General features: G+C 68.7%; 20 protein-coding genes, 1 tRNA gene and 1 pseudogene. 10 read left to right on the top strand and 12 right to left on the bottom strand.

Annotated elements, in window-relative coordinates; translation table 11 throughout:
• The 6 genes from KIT86_RS14290 to KIT86_RS14265 form a co-directional block, all read right to left on the bottom strand.
• The coding region (locus KIT86_RS14290; protein WP_297399447.1) for a CstA-like transporter-associated (seleno)protein at window positions 1–133 on the bottom strand (133 nt) is incomplete at its 3' end.
• Window positions 134–152: 19 nt separating this feature from the next.
• Entirely contained in the window at window positions 153–2,225 is a 2,073-nt protein-coding gene (locus KIT86_RS14285; protein WP_297399443.1) for a carbon starvation CstA family protein, read from the bottom strand.
• A 134-nt stretch (window positions 2,226–2,359) separates the two neighbouring features.
• Entirely contained in the window at window positions 2,360–2,908 is a 549-nt protein-coding gene (locus KIT86_RS14280; protein WP_297399441.1) for a response regulator transcription factor, read from the bottom strand.
• 122 nt (window positions 2,909–3,030) lie between these two features.
• Window positions 3,031–4,356 carry a cache domain-containing protein gene (locus KIT86_RS14275; RefSeq protein WP_297399439.1) on the bottom strand — a complete coding sequence of 442 codons (1,326 nt, stop codon included), beginning with the start codon at window positions 4,354–4,356 and terminating at the stop codon, window positions 3,031–3,033.
• Between the two features lie 155 nt (window positions 4,357–4,511).
• Window positions 4,512–5,525 (bottom strand): response regulator transcription factor, encoded by a 1,014-nt coding sequence (locus KIT86_RS14270; RefSeq protein ID WP_297399437.1) that lies wholly within the window; start codon window positions 5,523–5,525, stop codon window positions 4,512–4,514.
• Window positions 5,509–9,048 carry an ATP-binding protein gene (locus KIT86_RS14265; RefSeq protein ID WP_297399436.1) on the bottom strand — a complete coding sequence of 1,180 codons (3,540 nt, stop codon included), beginning with the start codon at window positions 9,046–9,048 and terminating at the stop codon, window positions 5,509–5,511. Before KIT86_RS14265 ends, KIT86_RS14270 begins: the two co-directional genes overlap by 17 nt.
• A gap of 104 nt (window positions 9,049–9,152) precedes the next feature.
• Between KIT86_RS14265 and KIT86_RS14260 the strand changes: the two genes are divergently transcribed.
• The 8 genes and pseudogenes from KIT86_RS14260 to KIT86_RS14225 all read left to right on the top strand — a co-directional run bounded on the left by KIT86_RS14260 (window position 9,153) and on the right by KIT86_RS14225 (window position 14,294).
• Window positions 9,153–9,455, top strand: coding sequence for an urease subunit gamma (locus KIT86_RS14260; protein WP_291113887.1), 303 nt, complete (start codon window positions 9,153–9,155; stop codon window positions 9,453–9,455).
• 122 nt (window positions 9,456–9,577) lie between these two features.
• Window positions 9,578–10,150 (top strand): HupE/UreJ family protein, encoded by a 573-nt coding sequence (locus tag KIT86_RS14255; protein ID WP_297399433.1) that lies wholly within the window; start codon window positions 9,578–9,580, stop codon window positions 10,148–10,150.
• 4 nt (window positions 10,151–10,154) lie between these two features.
• Window positions 10,155–10,460, top strand: a complete 306-nt coding sequence (locus KIT86_RS14250; protein ID WP_297399432.1) for an urease subunit beta — start codon at window positions 10,155–10,157, stop codon at window positions 10,458–10,460.
• A 10-nt stretch (window positions 10,461–10,470) separates the two neighbouring features.
• Complete coding sequence (ureC, locus tag KIT86_RS14245) at window positions 10,471–12,189, top strand: urease subunit alpha (protein ID WP_297399430.1); 1,719 nt, start codon at window positions 10,471–10,473, stop codon at window positions 12,187–12,189.
• Between the two features lie 8 nt (window positions 12,190–12,197).
• A pseudogene (ureE, locus tag KIT86_RS14240) lies at window positions 12,198–12,746 on the top strand (urease accessory protein UreE); the annotation flags it as partial.
• Complete coding sequence (locus tag KIT86_RS14235) at window positions 12,736–13,455, top strand: urease accessory protein UreF (RefSeq protein ID WP_297399428.1); 720 nt, start codon at window positions 12,736–12,738, stop codon at window positions 13,453–13,455. The pseudogene ureE and the gene KIT86_RS14235, both read left to right, overlap by 11 nt.
• A 28-nt stretch (window positions 13,456–13,483) precedes the next feature.
• A complete protein-coding gene (ureG, locus tag KIT86_RS14230) occupies window positions 13,484–14,164 on the top strand; it encodes an urease accessory protein UreG (protein ID WP_297399426.1) in 681 nt (226 codons plus the stop codon).
• A gap of 42 nt (window positions 14,165–14,206) precedes the next feature.
• Window positions 14,207–14,294 (top strand) — tRNA-Ser (locus KIT86_RS14225).
• 163 nt (window positions 14,295–14,457) lie between these two features.
• On the opposite strand, the gene KIT86_RS14220 is transcribed toward KIT86_RS14225, so the two are convergent.
• Entirely contained in the window at window positions 14,458–14,907 is a 450-nt protein-coding gene (locus KIT86_RS14220) for a DUF4148 domain-containing protein (RefSeq protein ID WP_297399424.1), read from the bottom strand.
• A 229-nt stretch (window positions 14,908–15,136) separates the two neighbouring features.
• Between KIT86_RS14220 and KIT86_RS14215 the strand changes: the two genes are divergently transcribed.
• Together KIT86_RS14215 and KIT86_RS14210 are read left to right on the top strand one after the other, a co-directional pair.
• Window positions 15,137–15,820 carry a heavy metal response regulator transcription factor gene (locus KIT86_RS14215; protein ID WP_291113937.1) on the top strand — a complete coding sequence of 228 codons (684 nt, stop codon included), beginning with the start codon at window positions 15,137–15,139 and terminating at the stop codon, window positions 15,818–15,820.
• A complete protein-coding gene (locus tag KIT86_RS14210) occupies window positions 15,817–17,220 on the top strand; it encodes a heavy metal sensor histidine kinase (RefSeq protein WP_297399422.1) in 1,404 nt (467 codons plus the stop codon). Before KIT86_RS14215 ends, KIT86_RS14210 begins: the two co-directional genes overlap by 4 nt.
• 14 nt (window positions 17,221–17,234) lie before the next feature.
• Here the strand turns inward: KIT86_RS14210 and hemW are convergent, their stop codons facing one another.
• Genes hemW through KIT86_RS14185 form a run of 5 tightly spaced genes read right to left on the bottom strand, consistent with a single transcriptional unit; the run spans window position 17,235 to window position 21,781 of the window.
• Window positions 17,235–18,488 (bottom strand): radical SAM family heme chaperone HemW, encoded by a 1,254-nt coding sequence (gene hemW, locus KIT86_RS14205; RefSeq protein ID WP_297399445.1) that lies wholly within the window; start codon window positions 18,486–18,488, stop codon window positions 17,235–17,237.
• A 20-nt stretch (window positions 18,489–18,508) separates the two neighbouring features.
• Window positions 18,509–19,132: an RdgB/HAM1 family non-canonical purine NTP pyrophosphatase gene (gene rdgB / locus KIT86_RS14200; protein WP_297399420.1), complete on the bottom strand. Its 624-nt coding sequence runs from the start codon at window positions 19,130–19,132 to the stop codon at window positions 18,509–18,511.
• On the bottom strand, window positions 19,129–19,860 hold the full coding sequence (gene rph / locus KIT86_RS14195) for a ribonuclease PH (RefSeq protein ID WP_297399418.1): 732 nt from the start codon (window positions 19,858–19,860) through the stop codon (window positions 19,129–19,131). Before rph ends, rdgB begins: the two co-directional genes overlap by 4 nt.
• Window positions 19,861–19,877: 17 nt before the next feature.
• Entirely contained in the window at window positions 19,878–20,777 is a 900-nt protein-coding gene (locus tag KIT86_RS14190; protein WP_204733641.1) for a protein phosphatase 2C domain-containing protein, read from the bottom strand.
• On the bottom strand, window positions 20,774–21,781 hold the full coding sequence (locus KIT86_RS14185) for a serine/threonine-protein kinase (protein ID WP_066268004.1): 1,008 nt from the start codon (window positions 21,779–21,781) through the stop codon (window positions 20,774–20,776). Before KIT86_RS14185 ends, KIT86_RS14190 begins: the two co-directional genes overlap by 4 nt.
• Window positions 21,782–21,827: the final 46 nt, after the last annotated feature.

Below are 21,827 nucleotides of genomic sequence, written 5' to 3'. Positions count from 1 at the left end.
CGTAATTCATGGGTTCCTGCTCGGGATGCGTGGCCCGCATGTGGGCCACGTAGCTGCCGTAGTCCGGCACGCCCACCATGAGTCGAAAGCTCTGCGTGAGGTAGCGGCCGGCCCGCCCGAGGTCTTCGAGCAGGCCGCCGCCGGTGGTGGCCTCAGCCACGGGCCACCGCGCCTTCGGGCAAGGCCTGGTACGGCGTTTCCGCCACCGTGGGCCGGCGCTCGGCCCGCGCCTTGAGCACGCTCTTGACGCTGTAGAACAGCACGCTGAGCACCACGAACATGAACAGCGCGCACAGCACGGCGTCCAGGCGGTTGTTGAAGACGATGCGCGACATGGCCTCGGGCGTCTTGGCCGGCGCGAGCAGCACGCCGTTTTGCAGCGCCTCGGCATAGCGGTTGGCGTTGGAGAGGAAGCCCACCTTGACGTCGGCCGAGAAGATCTTGAGCCAGCCCGCGGTGAGCGTGCAGACCAGCAGCACGATCGCCGGCACGATGGTGACCCAGGCGAAGCGGTCCTTCTTCATCTTGAACAGCACCACGGTGCCCAGCATCAGCGCCACGGCGGCGAGCATCTGGTTGGCGATGCCGAACAGCGGCCACAGGGTGTTGATGCCGCCCAGCGGATCGACCACGCCCTGGTACAGGAAGTAGCCCCAGGCCGCCACGCACAGGCCGGTGGCGATCAGGTTCGCGGGCAGCGAGTCGGTGCGCTTGAGCGCGGGCACGAAGCTGCCCATGAGGTCCTGCAGCATGAAGCGGCCTGCGCGCGTGCCGGCGTCCACCGCCGTCAGGATGAACAGCGCCTCGAACAGGATGGCGAAGTGGTACCAGAAGGCCATCATGGCCTGCCCGCCCACCACCTGGTGCAGGATGTGCGCCATGCCCACGGCCAGCGTGGGTGCGCCGCCGGCGCGCGCCAGGATGGTGTTCTCACCCACGTCCCTGGCGGTCTGCACCAGCATCTCGGGCGTGATCACGAAGCCCCAGGTGGACAGGGTCTGCGCCACCGCCTCGGGCGTGCTGCCCACCAGGGCGGCCGGGCTGTTCATGGCGAAGTAGATGCCGGGCTCGATGCACGAGGCCGCCACCAGCGCCATCACGGCGACAAAGGACTCGGCCAGCATGCCGCCGTAGCCGATGAAACGCGCGTTGACCTCGTTGTCCAGCATCTTGGGCGTGGTGCCCGAGGAAATCAGCGCGTGAAAGCCCGAGACCGCGCCGCAGGCGATGGTGATGAACAGGAACGGGAACAGGTTGCCCGACCACACCGGGCCGTTGCCGGCGGCGAACTGCGTGACGGCCGGCATCTGCAGCGGCGGCGCCACGACGACGATGCCGACGGCCAGCGCGACGATGGTGCCGATCTTCAGGAAGGTGGAGAGGTAGTCGCGCGGCGCCAGCAGCAGCCACACGGGAATCGAGGCGGCCACGAAGCCATAGCCGATCAGCATCCAGGTCAGGGCCTTGCCGTCGTAGGTGAACAGCGGCGCCCAGGCCGGGCTCTCATGAACCCACTGCCCGCCCACGATGGCCAGCATCAGCAGCACGAAGCCGATGAGAGAGACCTCGCCGATGCGCCCGGGCCGGATGAAGCGCAGGTACACGCCCATGAACAGCGCCACGGGAATCGTGGCCGCCACGGTGAAGGTGCCCCAGGGCGACTCGGCCAGGGCCTTGACCACGATCAGCGCGAGCACCGCGAGGATGATGATCATGATCATGAAGGCGCCAAACAGCGCGATCAGCCCGGGCACGGTGCCCATCTCCTGCTTGATCAGGTCGCCCAGCGAGCGGCCGTCGCGGCGCGTGGAGATGAACAGCACGATGAAGTCCTGCACCGCGCCGGCGAAGACCACCCCGGCCAGGATCCACAGCAGCCCGGGCAGGTAGCCCATCTGCGCGGCCAGCACCGGGCCCACCAGCGGGCCGGCGCCGGCGATGGCGGCGAAGTGGTGGCCGTAGAGCACGTACTTGTGGGTGGGCACGTAGTCCAGCCCGTCGTTGTGGCGCCAGGCCGGCGTCATGCGCGTGCCATCCAGGCCCAGCACCTTGGTGGCCAAGAACAGGCTGTAGTAGCGGTAGGCAATGAGGTAGACGCAGACCGAAGCGACCACCACCCAGAGGGCGCTGACGGCTTCGCCGCGTCCCAGCGCCACGGCCGCGAGCGCGAAAGCGCCCAGCACGGCCACGAAAAACCACCCCAGGTGGCGACCCAGTCCAGACATGCGTGTCTCCTCTTGTGCCGCGGCCTCGCCGATTCGGGCCGCCGTGCGACGGGCAGTATCGGCAACGGGGCGCACGCGCGCATCCGTTGCACCGCGCGCCGGGCCGCGTGGCAACACTTAGGTGGAACTACCTATCAGGGGGCTTCGCGGGCGTGCTCGACGGCGTACTTGATGAGCTCGGCCTGGCCGTCGAGGCCCAGCTTGCGCTTGATGCTCTGGCGGTGCGTCTCGACGGTGCGCACGCTCAGATCCAGCGCCTTGGCGATCTGTTTGCTGGACTCGCCGCGGCCCAGCGCACTCAAAATCTGGCTCTCGCGCGGGGTGAGCAGCGGGCGAGGCGCGCTCTGGCGGAACAGCCGGCTCGACACGCCGGGGCTCAGGAAGGTGCCGCCCGCCACCACGGCCTCGATGGCGGCCACGATCTCGCCGGCCGGTGCGTCCTTGAGCACATAGCCCCGCGCGCCGGCCTGCAGCGCGCGCTGCACGTACTCGGGGTTGTCGTACATGCTGAACATGAGCACGCGCAAGCCGGGCCAGCGCGCCAGCATGGCCTGCGCCAGGTCGATGCCGTTGCCGTCCTTCAGGCCCACGTCCTGCAGCACCACGTCCACAGGCTGGGCGTCGAGCTGGCGCAGGGCCTCGGCGGCATCTCCTGCCTCGCCCACCACGGCGAGTTGCGGCACGCTCGAGAGCCGAGCGCGCTAGCCCTCGCGGACCATGGGGTGGTCGTCGACCAGAAGGATCCTGATCACCGGCGGTACGTCGCTCACGTTGAGGGGGTCGCGCGCAGCGCGGCGGGGGTGGTTCATAGCCTGACCTCGATCTGGGTCCCGTGGCCGGGCTCCGACTGGATGTGCAGGCGCCCGCCGATCGCGGCCAGGCGCTCGCGCATGTTGCGCAGGCCGATGCCGCGCTCGGGGTGCAGGTGCACGGCCGCGCTGTCGAAGCCCTGGCCATCGTCGGTGACCGCCATGCGCACGCCCTCGGCCGGGCCGAAGGCCAGGACGATTTCCACCTGCTTGGCGCGCGCGTGCTTGGCCACGTTGGTCAGGCTCTCCTGCGCCACGCGGAAGAGCGCGGTCTTGACCTCGTCGGGCAGTTCGCGCCCGGTGCCCTCGATGCGCACCGCCACCGGCAGGCCGCTGGCGTCCTCGAACTCCTGGCCCAGGTGCTGCAGCGCGGCGGGCAGGCCCAGGGTGTCGAGCAGCGCCGGGCGCAGGCGGTGCGAGATGCGGCGCACTTCCACCAGGGTGTGGTTGAGGCCCTGCAGCGCCTTGGCCAGTGGCCCGGGGTCGCGGCTGTCCGCCCCGGCCTCCACCAGGAGCTTGGTGGACACCAGGGTCTGGCCGATGCCATCGTGCAGCTCGCGCGCCAGGCGGGCGCGCTCGTCTTCCTGCGACTGCTGCACCTGCCGCGCCAGCAGGCGCAGTTTGTTCTCGGCCACGCGGTGCTCGCTGAGGTTGAGCGCCAGGCCGCTGGCGCTGATCAGCGCGATGGCGAAGACCGCGATGCCGGCGATCCACAGCAGCGTGGTGGCGACGTTTCGGTTGGCCTCGCCTTCGATGCGCGCGAGCGTGGCCTGGATGCCATCGAGGTAGAGCCCGGTGCCCAGCATCCAGCCCCAGCGCTCGTAGGCGATCACGTAACCGAGCTTGGGCGTGTCCTTTCCGCTGGAAGGCTGGCGCCACAGATAGTCCACGAAGCCACCACCCGCGCGCGCCTGCGCGATCAAGCGCTGGATGGTGGGCCGGCCCTGCGGGTCGTGCAGCGCCCACAGGTTCTGCCCCACCAGCTCGGGCTGGCGCGAATGCATGAGCACGAGGCCCTGCAGGTCGTAGACGAAGAAATAGCCGTCGCGGCCGTAGTCCAGCGAGGCCAGCAGGCGCAGCGCCTGCTCGCGGTCGGCCGCATCGTTGCCACCGCGGTCGTACAGCGGCTGCACGGTGCTGGCGGCCAGGGCCACGTAGTTGCGCAGTTCGGCGCGGCGCGCCTCCAGGTAGGTGCGCTCCACCAGCGCGTACTCGCGCCGGGCGAGATCGCGCTCCTGGTGCTGCACCGCCAGCGCGATGAGCACGAGCGAGGCCAGCAGCGGCAGGATGGCCAGCAGGAGGATCTTGGTTCGCAGTCGCATCGGACAGAAAGTGACACCGGTGCGCCATTGTCCTCCGATGCCAAGCGCACCGTTTCTTCACGGCGCTGGAGCAGCGCCCCGCAAGGGCGTCGAGGGTCCGGCTCCGCCGGCCCAGGACGCCGTCCCCTCGAAGCGGCGCAGGGGGGTGTTCGACCTCACCCCCCGCCCTGGGGTTGCAGTTGCGGCACCCGGTTGATCGCCATGGCAGCGGCGGCCGTGCGCGTCTCCACGCCGAGCTTGGCGTGGATGCGCTCCAGGTGCTTCTTCACCGTGGCGGGGCTGGCGCCCAGGATGTCGCCAATGTCGCGGTTGATCTTGCCCTTGACCACCCAGTACAGCACCTCGGCTTCGCGCGCGGTGAGGCCGAAGGCGGCGGCCAGGCCGGACAGCACGCTGGCGTCCGAGGTTTCCTGCATGACGATGAGCCAGTCGCCGCCCTCGCCGTTGACCTCGTCGCCCACGCACTGGTGCAGGCGGAAGGTGAGGCGGCGCGGGCCGTTCTCCAGCGTGAGGCGCGGCGGCTCGCGCTGCGCCAGCGCCTCGCCGAGGTGGCGGCGCAGCCATTGCAGCACGGCCGGCGGCGTGGTGGGGGCCTCGGTGCCGCAGTGGTGGCGCAGCAGCTCGCGCGCCAGCGGCGTCTGCCACATCAGGCGGCCGTCGCGCTCGCGCACGGTGATGGTGGCGTAGCCGAAGGCGTCGAGCGCATTGCGGGCCTGGCTGCGCTCCACCGCGCCCTGGCGCACATGGCGCGCGGTGCGCAGGTGCACGCCCATGCGCGCCATCACCTCGCGCGGTTTGATGGGTTTGGTCACGTAGTCGGCGCCGCCCGCGTCGAGCGCGGCCACCAGGTGCTCGGTGTCGGTCAGGCCGGTCATGAAGATGATGGGGATGTGCGCCGTGGCCGGCTGCGCCTTGAGCCGGCGCGCGACCTCGAAGCCGTCCAGCCCGGGCATCACGGCGTCGAGCAGCACCACGTCGGGCAGGGCCTGGGTGGCGCGGCGGATGGCGCTCTCGCCGTCGAGCGCCACGAGCACGGTGTAGCCCGCTTCGTCCAGCGCGTCGTGCAGCGGCGCGACGTTGTCGGGCACGTCGTCCACGATGAGCACCACCAGCGCGTCCGTGAGGGGCCGCGCGGTCGATGGCGCCGGGGGTTCAACCAGGTGCGACATGGTGTTGCAGCAGCTGCTGTTCGATGGTTTCAAAACGGAACTCGCGCGCCAGCGTGCGCAGGCCCTGCGCGAACACGGCCTGCTCGGGACGGCGCTGCACCCACTCGTCGAGCCATTGCACGATGCCCTTGTAGTAGCCCAGGCGCACCAGCTCCAGCAGGGGTTCGAGTTCGTCGCGCGTGGCGGGTGCCGCACTGGCCATCGGGGCCACGCCGCGCGCGGGCGCCGCCTCGGTGATCCATTGCAGCGCCAGGCGCTGGCCCAGCCAGCCCAGCAGGTCCTCGCGCCGCACCGGTTTGACGAAGAAGTCCTGCGGGCGGTGTCCGAGGTCGTTGTCCAGCCCCTTGTCGAAGGCATTGGCCGAGACGATGGCCAGCGGCACCGCGCCCCAGCCGCGCGCGCGCAGCCGTCGCAGCGTCTCCCAGCCGTCGATGCCGGGCATGGCCAGGTCCATGAAAACCGCGTGCGGCGCGCCGGGCGCGCCGGGCTGCAGGCCATCGAGCAAGGCCAGCGCATCGTGGCCGCTCGTGGCGAGCATCACCTCGAAACCCAGCGGGGCAAGCCAGCGCGCCAGCAGCTCGCGGTCGGCCTCCTCGTTGTCCACCACCAGCACGCGGCGGCGCTCGCCCTGGTAGCCGGCGTGCTGGGGCACGGCGGTGGGCGCGGGCAGCTGCACGCCATGCAGCTCGGGCAGGAAGAGGCGCACGGTGAACACCGAGCCCTGTCCTGGCGTGCTGCGCACCGTCATTTCTCCGCCCATGAGGTCGGTGAGCATCTTGGCAATGGTCAGGCCCAGGCCGGTGCCAGTGGCCGTGCCGTGCATGCCGGCCTCACCCTGGCCACGCGCAAAGGGCTCGAACACGCGTTCGAGCTCCTGCGGCCCCATGCCGGGTCCGGTGTCGTGCACCTCGAACTGCGCCATTTCGCGCGCGTGCGCCACGCGCAGGCGCACCTCGCCGCTGCGCGTGAACTTCACCGCGTTGCCCAGCAGGTTGATGAGGATCTGGCGCAGGCGCTTTTCGTCGGCGCGCACGGTGTCGGGCAGGCGGCTGCCGGTGTCGAACGAGAAGCGCAGGCCCTTGGCCGCCGCCTGCAGCTCGAACATGCTCGCGACCTCGCGCATGGCATCGGCAAACGCCATCGGCCGCACCTCGAGCGCGAGCTTGCCGGACTCGATGCGCGCGATGTCCAGCGTGCCCTCGATCAGCGAGAGCAGGTGCTCCCCGCCCCGGTGGATCACCCGGATGGCCTGCGCGCGGTGCGGCGCCACGCCGGTGTCTTCCTGCAGCAACTGTGCATAGCCCAGGATGCTGTTGAGCGGCGTGCGCAACTCGTGGCTGATGGTGGAGATGTAGCGCGTCTTGGCCTGGTTGGCCTGTTCGGCGGCGCGGCGCGCCTGCTGCAATGCCTCGTCGGTGCGCTGGTGCGATTCGATCTCCTGCATCAGCAGGCGGGTCTGGCGGTTGGACTCTTCCTGCGCCACCTCGCGGCTTTTGTGCGCGAGCACCAGCCACCAGGCCACGGTGGCGGCGATCAGCAGCAGCACCGCGTACACGCGCACGAAGCCCGAGCGCAGCGCGGCGTCGAGCAGCGAGGTGTTGGCCGCCACGCCCAGGCCCTGGGCCAGCCCCTCCACCTCCTGCCGGTAGAGCAGGCCCAGCACGGCCGCCAGCACCGGCGCCACCACCAGCATGAGCAGCAGGTAGTGCGCAAGACCTGCCTCCAGGTAGGGCCACACGCCGCGCGGCATCACGCGGCGCAGCGTGGCCATCCATTGCTCGGACAGGCGCGCGTGCGGCTTGCACAGGTCGCCGCAGCGCGCGTCGAGCGTGCAACACAGCGAGCAGATGCTGCCCTGGTAAGCCGGGCAATGCGCCATGTCCGGCCCTTCGTACGCCCGCTCGCAGATCACGCAGATCTGGGTGACACCGCCCGCGCCGCCTGCGGCGTCACCCCCCTCCGGCGAGGCCGAACTGGCGACCTGGCGAAGCCAGATCCGCGCCGCGCCACCGCTTCTGGCGATGTAGTAGCGCCCTTTCGTGATCCACGCAATCGCCGGTGCCGCGATCAACGCTGTCACCATCGCGATCACCGCCGAGAACGCCTGGGCCGTCGGCCCCAGCAGGCCCATGTGGGCCACGATGGACAGCGCCGAGGCCAGGCCCATGGCGCCCACGCCCACCGGGTTGATGTCGTACAGGTAGGCGCGCTTGAACTCGATGCCCTTGGGCGACCAGCCCAGGGGCTTGTTGATGACGAGGTCGGCCACCACGGCCATGATCCAGGCAATGGCGATGTTGGAGTACAGACCCAGCACCTCGCCCAGCGCCTGGAACACGTTCATCTCCATCAGCATGAAGGCGATCAGGGTGTTGAACACCACCCACACCACGCGACCAGGGTGGCTGTGCGTGATGCGCGAGAAGAAATTGCTCCAGGCTAGCGAGCCCGCGTAGGCGTTGGTGACGTTGATCTTGAGCTGCGAAACCACCACGAACAGCGCCGTGGCCGCCACCGCCCAGCCGTAGTCGGGGAACACGAATTCGTAGGCCGCGAGGTACATCTGGTTGGGGTCGACCGCGCGCTCGGGCGGCACCATGTGGCTGATGGCCAGGTAGGCCAGCAGCGCGCCGCCCAGCATCTTGACCACGCCCAGCACCACCCAGCCCGGCCCGCCGGCGAGCACACCGAGCCACCAGCGCAGGGCGTGGCCCGGCTCCTTGGCGGGCATGAAGCGCAGGTAGTCGGCCTGCTCGCCCATCTGCGTGATGAGCGCGATGCCCACGGTGAGCGCCGCACCAAACAAGTGCCAGTCGAAGACCGCGCCCGCACCAGTTTCGCCCCCGTACCGCACCACGTTGGTGAAGGTCTCCGGCGCCATCCAGGCGACCGCCCCAAAAGGCACCACCATCATCACGACCCACAGTGGCTGGGTCCAGACCTGGAAGCGGCTGATGACCGAGACGCCGTGCGTCACCAGGGGAATGACCACCAGCGCGCAGATGAGGTAGCCCCAGGCGGGCGGGATGTCGAGCGCGAGTTCGAGCGCGTAGGCCATGACCGCCGCTTCGAGGGCGAAGAAGATGAAGGTGAAGGAGGCGTAGATCAGCGAGGTGATGGTCGAGCCGATGTAGCCGAAGCCCGCGCCGCGCGTGAGCAGGTCCATGTCCACCCCGTGGCGGGCGGCGTAGACGCTGATGGGCAGGCCGCCCAGGAAGATGATGAGGCCGGTGCACAGGATGGCCAGCGCGGCGTTGACGAAGCCGTACTGCACCAGCAGCGTGGCGCCCACCGCCTCCAGGATCAGGAAGGAGGCGGCGCCGAACGCGGTGTTGGCCACCCGCCATTCGCTCCACTTGCGGAAACGCTGCGGCGTGTAGCGCAGCGCGTAGTCTTCCATGGTCTCGCTGCCGACCCAGCTGTTGTAGTCGCGGCGCACCTTGATGATGCGCTGCGGCGCGTCCTGCCCGGCCGGCTGGGCGCTGGCGGGTGGGATGGGCGGTGGGGCGGCGGCGGGGTTCACACCGGGATTTCGCAGCTTTCATGCCACGCCGGCGCCGGGGCACGGGAATTGCTGATTCCATGGCAACTTGTATGCTCAGGCTCCCCTGACGATCGCGCACCACCATGGAACTCACGCCCCGAGAAAAAGACAAGCTGCTGATCTTCACCGCCGCCTTGCTGGCTGAGCGACGCAAGGCACGCGGCCTCAAGCTGAATTACCCCGAATCGGTGGCGCTGATCAGCGCGGCCGTGATGGAGGGCGCGCGCGACGGCAAGACCGTGGCGCAGCTGATGAGCGAAGGCCGCAGCGTGCTCACCCGCGCCGACGTGATGGACGGGATCGCCGAGATGATCCCGGACATCCAGGTGGAAGCCACCTTCCCCGACGGCACGAAACTCGTCACCGTGCACCAGCCGATCACATGAAACATGCCCGCCGCGCTGCGCGCGTCCCCCTCAAGGGGCAGCGCCTGCGGCCCGGCAAGGCCAGGTCCGCCGCACGCCTGAACCAGACACTTCACGCCAGACAATTTTTCGAAGGAATGAACATGAAGCTCAAACACCTGCTCACGCTCTCGCTGGCCGCCCTGTCGCTCCCGGCCCTCGCCCACGTGGGCGGTGCGCACGACCACGGCGGCCTCCTCACCGGCTTCCTGCACCCCATCACCGGGCTGGACCACCTGGCCGCCATGCTGGCCGTGGGCGTGTGGAGCGCCCTGACCACGAAGCGCCTCTGGGTGGCCCCGCTGTCGTTCGCCGCCCTGCTGCTGGCCGGCGCGCTGATGGCGCAGGCGGGTGCGGCCTTCCCGGCCGTCGAGCCGATGATCGCGGCCTCCATGCTGGTGGTGGGCCTGCTGCTGGCCGCTCAGGTGAAGCTGCCCGAGGCGCTGGGCGCGGTGCTGGTGGGGGCCTTCGCGCTCTTCCACGGCGCGGCCCACGGGCAGGAACTGGCCGGCGGCGCTGCCCTGGCCGGCATGGTGCTGGGCACGGCCGTGCTGCACGCGCTGGGCATCGCCCTGGGCCTGGGTCTGAAGCGCGCCCACCACTGGCTGCCGCGCGCGGCCGGCGGCGCGGTGGCGCTGATGGGCCTGAACATGGGCTGGTCCCTGCTGGCGGGCTGACACCATGATCCCCGGCGAACTCTTCACCGACGCGGGCGAGCACCCGCTCAACCCCGGCCGGCGCACGATCACCCTGGTGGTGAAGAACGGCGCGGATCGACCGATCCAGGTCGGCTCGCACTACCACTTCGCGGAGACCAACGGCGCGCTCGACTTCGACCGCGCCGCCGCGCGCGGCATGCGGCTGAACATCGCCAGCGGCACCGCCGTGCGTTTCGAGCCGGGCCAGCAACGCACCGTCGAGCTGGTGGACTACGCGGGCGACCGCATCGTGTACGGCTTTCGTGGCCTGACCCAAAGCGCCCTCTGAAAGACAGCCCATGGCAAGCATTCCCCGCAGCGCCTATGCCGACATGTTCGGCCCCACCGTCGGCGACCGCCTGCGCCTGGCCGACACCGGCCTGGTGATCGAGATCGAGAAGGACTTCACCCTGGCCGCTGGCGGCTATGGCGAGGAAGTGAAGTTCGGCGGCGGCAAGACGATCCGCGATGGCATGGCACAAAGCCAGCGCACCCGCGCCGAAGGCGCGGTCGACACGGTGATGACCAACGCAGTGATCATCGACCACTGGGGCATCGTCAAGGCCGACATCGGATTGAAGGGTGGGCGCGTCGTCGCCATCGGCAAGGCCGGCAACCCCGACACCCAGCCTGGCGTGGACATCGTCATCGGCCCGGGCACCGAAGTCATCAGCTGCGAGGGCCACATCGTCACGGCCGGCGGCATCGACAGCCACATCCACTTCATCTGCCCCCAGCAGGTGGACGAGGCGCTGACCTCGGGCGTGACCACCATGCTCGGCGGCGGCACCGGCCCGGCCACCGGCACCTTCGCCACCACCTGCACACCCGGTCCCTGGCACATCGAGCGCATGCTGCAGGCCGCCGACGGCCTGCCAATGAACCTGGGTTTCCTGGGCAAGGGCAACGCCAGCCTGCCCGCTGCGCTGCACGAGCAGATCGACGCCGGCGTGATCGGCCTGAAGCTGCACGAGGACTGGGGCACCACGCCCGCGGCCATCGACAACTGCCTCAGCGTCGCCGAAGAGGCCGATGTGCAGGTCGCCATCCACAGCGACACGCTCAACGAATCGGGCTTCGTGGAGAACACCATCGCGGCCACCAAGGGCCGCAGCCTGTGCGCGTTCCACACCGAAGGCGCCGGCGGTGGCCACGCACCCGACATCCTGCGCGTCGTGGGCGAGGCGAACTTCCTGCCCTCGTCCACCAACCCGACCATGCCCTACACCGTCAACACGCTGGACGAGCACGTGGACATGCTCATGGTCTGCCACCACCTAGACGCGGGCATCGCCGAGGACCTGGCCTTCGCCGAGAGCCGCATCCGCCGCGAGACCATCGCGGCCGAGGACATCCTGCACGACATGGGCGCCATCAGCATGATGAGCAGCGACAGCCAGGCCATGGGCCGCGTCGGTGAGGTCATCATCCGGACCTGGCAGACGGCCGACAAGATGAAAAGCCAGCGCGGCACGCTGCCCGAAGACAGCTCGCGCAACGACAACTTCCGCGTCAAGCGCTACATCGCCAAGTACACGATCAACCCGGCCATCGCGCACGGCATCGCCCACATCGTCGGTTCGTTGGAAGTGGGCAAGTGGGCCGACCTGGTGCTGTGGAAGCCCGCCTTCTTTGGCGTGAAGCCGGCGCTGGTGCTCAAGGGCGGCAGCATTGCGCTGGCCGCCATGGGCGACCCCAACGCCTCCATTCCCACACCGCAGCCGGTGCACTACCGCCCCATGTTCGGCAGCTTGGGCGGCGCCACCGCCAGGGGCAGCCTCACCTTCGTCTCGCAGGCCGGCCTGAAAGCGGGCGTGGGCGAGCGCTTCGGCCTGCAGAAGACCCTGTCGGCCGTGCAGGGCATCCGGGGCGTGACCAAGTCCCACATGGTGCACAACGCGCTGCTGCCGAAGATGGAAATCGATCCGCAGACCTACGCGGTGCGCGCCGACGGCGTGCTGCTCACCTGCGAACCCGCCACACGCCTGCCGATGGCGCAGCGGTACTTCCTCTTCTGAACACCTCGATGCTTCAAGTCTCCAAGCTCATCCCTCAGGGCCAAGGCCTGGCCAAGCCGCTGGTGCAGCGCGCGGCGCAGCTGGTGCTGGACTGGGACGTCCGCCAGAAAAGCCGCTTCGACGCCACCGCGTCCGACGAGCGCCACGTCGGCGTGTTCCTGCCGCGCGGGACCGTGGTGCGTGGCGGCGACGTGCTGCTCACGCAGGACGGCTCGCTGCTGCGCGTGGTCGCTGCGCCCCAGCCGGTGCTGCGCATCACCGCCTGCCCCGACCATCCCGCGCAGGACCAGGCCTTTGACCTCATGCGCGCGGCCTACCACCTGGGCAACCGGCACGTGCCGATCGAGCTGCAGCCCGACCACCTCAAGATCGAACCCGACCATGTGCTGGCCGATATGCTGCGCGCCATGCACCTGAACGTGGTGGAAGTGCGCGAGCCCTTCGAGCCCGAGGGTGGCGCCTATGGCGCCCAGGGCGCGGGCCATGGCGCCCATGCACACGGGCACAGCCATCACCACGGCCACGGCCACGATCACCACCACGGACATGACCACGGTTGAAGCCGACGGCGCGCCCGCGCGCTCGGCCGCCAGCCTGCTGCAGATCCTGTGGCTGGCCTCGCCCGCGCTGCCGGTGGGTGGGTTTTCCTATTCCGAGGGCCTGGAGGCCGCCGTGGATGCAGGCCTGGTGCGCGACGAGGCCAGCGCTGGCGCCTGGCTCACCGACCAATTGCACCTGGGCCTGGCGCGCAGCGACCTGGCGGTGGCGGCCCAAGCCATTCCTGCCTGGCGCCACCGCGACCTGCCCCGGGTTCGCGCGCTGAATCAGTGGGTGCTTCACACCCGCGAGACGCTGGAGTTCCGGCTGCAGAGCGAGCAGATGGGCCGCTCGCTGCTGGAATGGGCGCGACAGCTCGGCGAGCTGGGCGCGGGCGTGTTCGAGCAACTGCAGGCAGCCGACCTGGACCCGCCCACCTACCCGGTCGCCTGCGCCTGCGCCGCCGCGAGCGCACAGGCCAGCGTGCGCGACAGTCTGGTGGGTTATGCCTTCGGCTGGGCAGAGAATCTCGTGCAGGCCGCCATCAAATCGGTGCCGCTGGGCCAGAGTTCGGGCCAACGCATGCTCGCGCGGCTGGCACAACAGATCCCCGGTGCGGTGGACCACGCCCTGGGCTTGGGCGACGACGCCCGCCAGGCGTTCAGCCCCATGCTGGCGATACTTTCCGCGCGCCACGAAACGCAATACTCTCGCCTGTTCCGCTCCTGAGCACGCGCCCCCACACAAGGAGATCGCCATGACCACCGCCCTGCACCACATCCCCGGCCGCACCAAGACCCTGCCCCCGCTGCGCGTGGGCATCGGTGGCCCCGTCGGCTCGGGCAAGACCACGCTGCTGGAAATGCTCTGCAAGGCCATGCGCGAGCGCTACGACCTGATCGCCATCACCAACGACATCTACACCAAGGAAGATCAGCGCCTGCTCACCGTGAGCGGCGCGCTGCCGGCCGAGCGCATCATGGGCGTGGAGACCGGGGGGTGCCCGCACACCGCGATCCGCGAGGACGCCTCGATCAACCTGGAAGCCATTGACCGCATGCTGGACCAGTTCCCGAACGCCGACGTGGTCTTCATCGAAAGCGGCGGCGACAACCTGGCGGCGACCTTCAGTCCCGAACTCAGCGACCTCACGATCTACGTGATCGACGTGGCTGCGGGCGAGAAGATTCCGCGCAAAGGCGGCCCCGGCATCACCAAGAGCGATCTTTTCGTCATCAACAAGACCGATCTGGCGCCACACGTGGGCGCCGACCTGGAGGTGATGAAGGCAGACACCGCGCGCATGCGCCCCGATGCCGCACGCCGCCCCTGGGTGATGACCAACCTCAAGACGCTGGCGGGCGTGGACGAGGTGGTGAGCTTCATCGAGACCCGGGGCATGCTGCGCAGCGAAGGGCGGGAGCCTGTGCCGGCCTGAAGTCGCTGCGCAGGCTAAAATCCCCTCCTCGACATCGCTCCCGGAGACTTGGGTGAGCGGTTTAAACCAGCAGTCTTGAAAACTGCCGACCCGCAAGGGTCCGTGAGTTCGAATCTCACAGTCTCCGCCAGAACCAGAAACAGCAACGGGCCCATCGGGCCCGTTGCTGTTTCTGGTTCGGACAACGCGATTCGCATCGGCATCACTCCTGTGGCGTTGGGGAAGACAACCCTGGCAAGGCGCTCCGGAAGGTCAGTTGGGGCAGCCGGATCACCTTGCCATGCGGGCTGCCTTCACTGGCCCAGGCTGACGGTGGTGCCGGCGACGGCGCGCAGACCGGCCTGGCGCACTTGCTCAGCCTGTTGCGCGGTGGCGATCACGGGATACGCGGCGTCGTGCTCATTCACCAGGCCCAGGCGCTGGGCTTCCTGCAGCTCGGCCACCACTTGGGCGCGGGTTTTCTCGAAACCGGCGGGCACCTCGAACTTCACGATATCCGTGTCGGCCAGGCGACCGGCGTCGCGGGCGGCGATGGCCTGCGCGCGAACTTCGCTGCGGCTCAGGCTGGAGCCCGTGGCGACCTCGAATTTCACGATGTCGGTGTCAGGCAGCTGGCCGGCGTCGCGGGCAGCGATGGCCTGGGCTTGCACTTCAGCGCGGGTCAGCGGTGCGCCCTGGGCCATGGCGGCACCGGCAACAGCCGTCAGCATGAGGGGGATAAGGACACGGGTGGAGAGTTTCATGATGCTTCCTTGAGCGGTAGGTTGGATGGAGGGATGGAAATTTGGATGGAGGTTTGTGCCGCCTTGGATTCGGCACAGGAGAGACTTTAGAAAGCGGGTCTGTCATTTTCAGAACGCGAGAATTACGGATTCGTAATGCAGCAAAACGGGCAATTCCGGGACAATCCGGTGTCGTGCAAGGCCTTTTGCGGGTCTTGTTGTCCCTCCACCCGGTCACAGAGCCCCTTCCATGCGCGTGCTGGTCATTGAAGACGAATCCAAGCTGGCGGACTACGTCAAGCGGGGTCTCTCCGAGGCCGGCTACACCGTGGACGTCGCCCGCGACGGCATCGAGGGGCGCTACCTCGCGCTCGAAGGCGACTACCAGCTGCTGGTGCTGGACATCATGCTGCCTGGCATCGATGGCTTCGGCGTGCTCGCGGCTTTGCGCGAGAAGCGCAACACGCCGGTGCTGATGCTCACCGCACGCGACCGGGTGGAAGACCGGGTGCAAGGCCTGCAGGCCGGTGCGGACGACTACCTCGTCAAACCCTTCGCCTTCTCCGAGCTGCTGGCCCGCGTGGCCGCCCTGCTGCGCCGGGGCCCGGCTGCGGTCGCCGAGGCCGCCAACACCCGCATGGCCGTGTGCGACCTGGAGATGGATCTGATCAGCCGCAAGGCCTGGCGCGCCGGACAGCGGCTGGACCTCACGGCCAAGGAGTTCTCTCTGCTGGCGCTGCTGGCGCGCCGCAAGGGGCAGATTCTCTCGCGCACCACCATCGCCGAGCAGGTGTGGGACATGAATTTCGACTCCGACACCAACGTCGTCGAAGTGGCGGTGCGCCGCCTGCGCTCCAAAATGGACGACCCCTTCAAACCCAAGCTGCTGCACAACGTGCGCGGCATGGGCTACGTGCTGGAGGAACGCACATGAACACCTCGACGACCCTGTTGGATGCAGCCCCGGTGCTTGTGGGCGACAAGCCCGCCGCGACGCCCTGCACCTACTCCATCGGCCGGCGCCTCTCGCTGCTGCTGGCCGTGCAGACCGTGATCGGGCTGGGCGTGTTGCTGGCCTTCATCTACGGCGCCACCTCCATGCTCTTCATCGCCAAGCACGAGGAAGAGTTGCGCAACTACAGTGCCGTGCTGGTGGACGTGTCGCGCGAGGCGTACGCCCAGGGTGGCGAGGCCGAGGTCAAGGCGAAGATGGCCTGGCTGGCCGAGCGCCGCCCCGGCACCTTCGTGCAGATGAAGCGTGCCGATGGAAGCGAGTTCTACCGGGATGTGGCGCCCACCTTTGACGTGAACCAATCGACCGCCCGCGGCATGGATTTCGCCGTACCGACGGCATCCGGCGGCCTGCTGCAGGGCAAGGTGGTGCTGGATTGTTCGCAGGACGCCAAGACCGCCCGCCGCATGGCCCTGTTGCTGGTCGGCGCCGTGCTGGCCGGTGGCGCCCTGGTGGGTTGGGGCACCTTCTGGCGCGTGCGCTGCAGCCTGCGCCCGCTGCTGGACCTGGCCGCCCAGACCAAGGCCATCGACGCGCGGCGTCTGGGTCAGAGGATCTCGCTGCCCGAACCGGCCGAAGAACTGCAGCCGGTGATCGAGCAGTTCAACGGCCTCATGCACCGCGTCGAGCGCACCTACGTGCAGCTCGAAGGCTTCAACGCCGACGTGGCGCACGAGCTGCGCACCCCGCTGGCCAACCTGATCGGCCAGACCGAGGTGGCGCTCAGCCGTGAGCGCAGCGTGGCCGAGCTGGAGGAAACGCTGCACTCCAACCTGGAGGAACTGCAGCGCATGGCGGCCATCGTCAACGACATGCTGTTCCTGGCCCAGGCCGACCGTGGCGTGAAGGCCCGCCGCAGCGCGCCGGTGAGCCTGGCCGAGCTGGTGCAGCAGGTGGTGGAGTTCCACGAAGCCCCGATGGACGAACGGGGGCTGCGCGTGACCATCGAGGGCGATGCCCACCTGTCGGTGGATGCGCCCTTGATCAAGCGCGCGATCTCCAACCTGCTGGGCAACGCGATCCGCTATGCCGATCAGGGCTCCGCGCTGTGCGTGCGCATCGCGCCCGAGGCCCAGGGTGGTGCGCGCCTGTGGGTGGAAAACACCGGGCCGTCGATCGAGGCCTCTCACCTGCCGCGCCTTTTTGACCGCTTCTTCCGCGCCGACGCCGCGCGCTGCGAACTGGAGAAGCCGCACCATGGACTGGGCCTGTCCATCGTGGCGGCCATCGCCCGCATGCACGACGGTTTCCCGGCGGCCGAATCCAGTGGCGGCGTCACGCGCGTGGGCTTCAGCCTGCAGACCAGCGCGGCCAGCGCCTGAGCAAATCCGGCGCTTCAGTCCGCCAGAAACAGTTCCTGCAGGTCGCTCAGGAAGTCGAAGCCGCGCTCGGTCGGCCACACCCGGGTCGCGTCGCGCGCGATCAGCCCCTTGTGCTGCGCCTGCGCCAGGGCTGGTTCGATGCTGGAGAGCGGCAGGCCCGTGCGCTCCATGAACTGCAGCAGCGTGAAGCCGTCCTTGAGCCGCAGGGCGTTGAGCATGAATTCGAAGGGCAAGGCCTTGCGCGAGACCTCGTCCGCACTCACCACGGCGTTGCCCGCCAGCGCGCGCTCCATGTACAGGCGAGGCTCGCGCACACGCACTGGCCGTGAGACGCGGTGCGCGAAGCTGAGCTTGCTGTGCGCGCCAGCGCCGATGCCCAGGTAGTCCCCGAACTGCCAGTAGTTGAGGTTGTGCCAGCAGCGATGCCCATGGCGCGCGTAGGCCGAGACCTCGTAGCGCTGCATGCCCGCTTCGGCGGTGAGCTCGGTGATGCGGTCCAGCATGTCCCAGGCCTCGTCCTCCGGCGGCAGGGCAGGCGGGTACTTGGCGAAGTAGGTGTTGGGTTCGAGCGTGAGGTGGTAAATGGAGATGTGTGGCGGCGCGAACGACAGCGCGGTGCGCACGTCGGCCTCGCAGTCGGCCAGGGTCTGCCCCGGCAGCGCGTACATGAGGTCCAGGTTGAAGGTGTCGAAGGCCTGTGCGGCCTCCTCCACCGCCGCCAGGGCCTGCTCGCGGTCGTGCACCCGGCCCAGGGCCTTGAGGTGGGCGTCGTTGAAGCTCTGCACGCCGATCGACAGGCGCGTGACACCCGCGTCCCGGAAGGCGCGGAAGCGGTCTTTCTCGAAGGTGCCCGGGTTGGCCTCCAGCGTGATCTCGGCGTCGGCCTCCAGCCGCAGCATGGCGCGCACGTCGCCCAGCAGGCGGTCGATGGCGGCAGGCGAGAACAGGCTGGGCGTGCCGCCGCCGATGAACACGCTGTGCACGGTGCGACCCCAGATCAGCGGCAGCGAGGCGGCAAGATCGGCGCGCAGGGCCTCGAGGTAGGCGGTCTCCGGCAGGGCCTCGCCGGGCGCGGCGGTGGCACTCCATTCGTGCGAGTTGAAGTCGCAGTAGGGGCACTTCTTCAGACACCAGGGCAGGTGGATGTACAGCGACAGCGGGGGCAGGCTCTGCAGCTGCAGCGTGCCCGGGCGCATCCAGTGGCGCACGTCGTTCCAGATCGGGTCGCCCTGCCCTGCGGCGGCCGGCTGGCCGCCGGGCCAGGACATCGGCACGCCGGTGGGTTCGCTCATGGTGTTTCCGAGGGCGCGGGCGAGAACCAGCGCTCGCGCATGAGTTCAAGCATCTGCCGCGCCGCGCGGCCCCGGTGGCTGTTCGCGTTCTTCACCTCGGTGGGCAACTGCGCGAAGGTCCGGCCGAATTCGGGCAGGTACATCACTGGATCGAAGCCGAAACCCTTGTCGCCAATGGGCTCCTGGGTGATCAGCCCGGGCGCGCGACCCGTGGCCACGAGCGGTTCGGGATCGTCGGCGCTGCGCAGGGCCACCAGGGTGCTCACGAGCGCGGCGCGGCGGTCGGTCACGTGGGCCATCTGCTCCAGCAGCGCCCGCACGTTGTTGTCGTCGCCCTTGGCGTAGCCGAATTGCGTGGCGTAGTACGCCGTGTCCACCCCAGGCAGGCCACCGAATGCCTCGACGCACAAACCGGCGTCATCGGCAAGCGCGGGCAGGCCGCTTGCGCGCGCCGCATGGCGCGCCTTGGCCAGTGCGTTCTCGATGAAGGTGCGGTGGGGCTCGGGCGCTTCGGGGATGTTCAGATCGGCCTGGCGCACCAACTCCACACCCAGCGGCGCGAACAGGGCCTGCAGTTCGGCAAGCTTGCCAGGGTTGTTGGACGCCAGCACCAGCTTCATGCCAGCCCCAGGGCCTCGCGCTGTGCCGCCACGAGGTCGCCGATGCCCTTTTCGGCCAACGCCAGCAGCTCGTTCATTTCACTGCGGGTGAAGGCCGCGCCCTCGGCCGTGCCCTGCACTTCCACGAAATGCCCGGCACCGGTCATGACGACGTTCATGTCGGTGTCGCAGGCCGCGTCTTCCACGTACTCCAGGTCGAGCAGCGCCTTGCCGCGAAGGATGCCGACCGAGATCGCGGCCACCTGGTCGCGGATCGGCGAGACAGGGAGCTTGCCCTGCGCCATCAGCTTGGCCACCGCGTCGTGCGCGGCCACGTAGGCGCCGGTGATGCTGGCGGTGCGCGTGCCGCCGTCGGCCTGGATCACGTCGCAGTCCAGCGAGATCGTGCGCTCGCCCAGGGCCTTGAGGTCGAACACGGCGCGCAGAGAACGGCCAATGAGGCGCTGGATTTCCTGCGTGCGCCCGCTCTGCTTGCCCTTGGCGGCTTCGCGGTCGCTGCGGGTATGGGTGGCGCGCGGCAACATGCCGTATTCGGCCGTCAGCCAGCCCTCGCCGCTTCCCCGCTTGTGCGAGGGCACTTTTTCCTCGACCGAGGCCGTACAGAGCACCTTGGTGTTGCCGAACTCGATCAGCACCGAGCCCTCGGCGTGGATGGTGTAGTGGCGGGTGATGCGCACCGGGCGCAAAGCATCTGCGGCCCGTTGGCCGGGTCGGGTCATGTCGCTCATGGGGAAACCTCGGGAGTTCAGGAATTGCGCTCCGCCGTGCGGCGGATCGCGGCATTGATCTCGGCGATCGAGCGTTCGATCGCCGCGTCGTCCATGTCTTCGATGGAAGGGTCGGGGATGCCCGACTGGATGGTGGAAGCAAACACCCCGTCGTCGATGTCTTCGGTGGAGACGCGGGTGGACTGGAATTCGTCGGCCGTCTCCCACTCCATGGCCAGCACGGTCACGTTGTCGCAGCGCGGGCCGCCGCGCTTGAGCGCCATTTCCACCAGCTCGGGCACGGCCTGCTCCAGCGGCCGCTTGGACAGTTCGGAGGTGATCTCCTCGTCGCTGACCGTGCCCCACAGGCCGTCGGAGCACAACAGCACGCGGTCGCCCTGCATCAGGTGGACCGGGCCGGAGAGGTCGAACACCGGCTTGGCGGGTGAGCCCAGGCAGGTGAAAAGGATGTTGCGGTTGATGTGGTCGGTGGCGCGGCCCAGGTGCTGCTGCTGCTCCATGTAGGAGTGGTCGCGTGTGCGCGTGAGCATCTCGCCGTGGCGCACGACGTAAAGGCGCGAATCGCCGCAGTGCACCCAGTGCACGTGGTTGCGCTCCATCACGGCAGCCACCAGCGTGGTGCGCGGGGTGTCGAGCATGCCCTTTTCAGCGGCGTAGCGGATGATCTGGTGGTGCGCCGCCATCAGGGCGCTGGAGAGGAACTCCGGGACCTCCCGCACCGTGGGGTTGGCGGCTTTCTGGAAGTAGGCCGAGAAGGTCTGCAGCGCAAGCTGCGCCGCCATCGCGCCTTCGGGGTGGCCGCCCATGCCGTCGGCCAGCACGAACAGCCCCGACTCCCGGGTGTAGGCATAGCCCATGCGGTCTTCGTTGCGCTCCCGGCCCCCCTGGCGACTGATCTGGTAGACCGAGAACTTCATCGAAACTTGGTCGCGGCGTTGGTGGACTTGCGCAGGGACTTCTTGTTGTCCGACACGATGTTGTCGAACTGCAGCCGCATCTTCTCAGCCACGGTGAGCTTGGTGTAGCTGCGCTCGGTTTCGCGGCTCAGCTCTTTTTGCAGTGCGAACACCGATTGCGGGCGAGACAGCGGGTCCAGCGACATGCACCACTCGACCACCTCGATGAGGTTGTCGGAGTACACCCCGCGCAGGCGCGAGAGCGCCAGCGAGAGGCGGTCTTTCTCCAGGCGCTGGGGCGCGTCGTTGGGCGGGTAGCCCTGCATGCTGGCGTAGATGCAGGCGCCGATGGCGTAGATGTCGGTCCACGGGCCCATGGACGAGTCGCGCCGGTACATCTCAGGCGCGGCGAAGCCGGGCGTGTACATCGGGCGAATGAAGTTGCCTTCCTTGCTCAGCACCTCTCGCGCCGCGCCGAAGTCGATCAGCACCGAACGGTTGTCGTCGGTCACGAAGATGTTGGCCGGCTTGATGTCCAGGTGCAGCATCTTGTGCTGGTGCACGATGCGCAGTCCGCGCAGCACCTCGTCGTACAGCGAGCGGATGGTCGATTCGCGGAACACCTTCTGCTTCTTGAGCTCTCGCGCCGTGATGATGAATTCCTGCAGGGACGCGCCCTCCAGGAAGTTCATGACCATGTAGACCGTCTCGTTTTCGCGGAAGAAGTTGAGCACGCTCACCACCGACTGGTGGGAGATCTGGGCCAGGGCGCGGCCTTCTTCGAAGAAGCTCTTGAGGCCCAGCCGGTAGAGCGAAAGCTTCTCCGGCTGCACCTGCGGCAGGAGCTCGCCGGGGCCCCGAGAAGCCAGGGAAGAAGGCAGGTACTCCTTGACGGCGACCTGCTGCCCTTCCGTGTCCACGGCCAGGTACACCACGCCAAAACCGCCGGCCGCCAGCTTGCGGACAATGCGGTAACCGCCGATCACGGTGTCCGGCGGCAGCGGTGCGGGTTTGACCTTTGACATAATTCGGATGGTTTCCGGAACGCCTCGTTTTGGACCATTCACCCTG

This window comes from Hydrogenophaga sp. (assembly GCF_026125825.1).
In the GTDB taxonomy this organism is placed as follows: Bacteria; Pseudomonadota; Gammaproteobacteria; order Burkholderiales; family Burkholderiaceae_C; genus Hydrogenophaga.
Note: the sequence above shows the minus strand (reverse complement) of the source record. Positions and strands in the feature narration are given on the sequence as shown.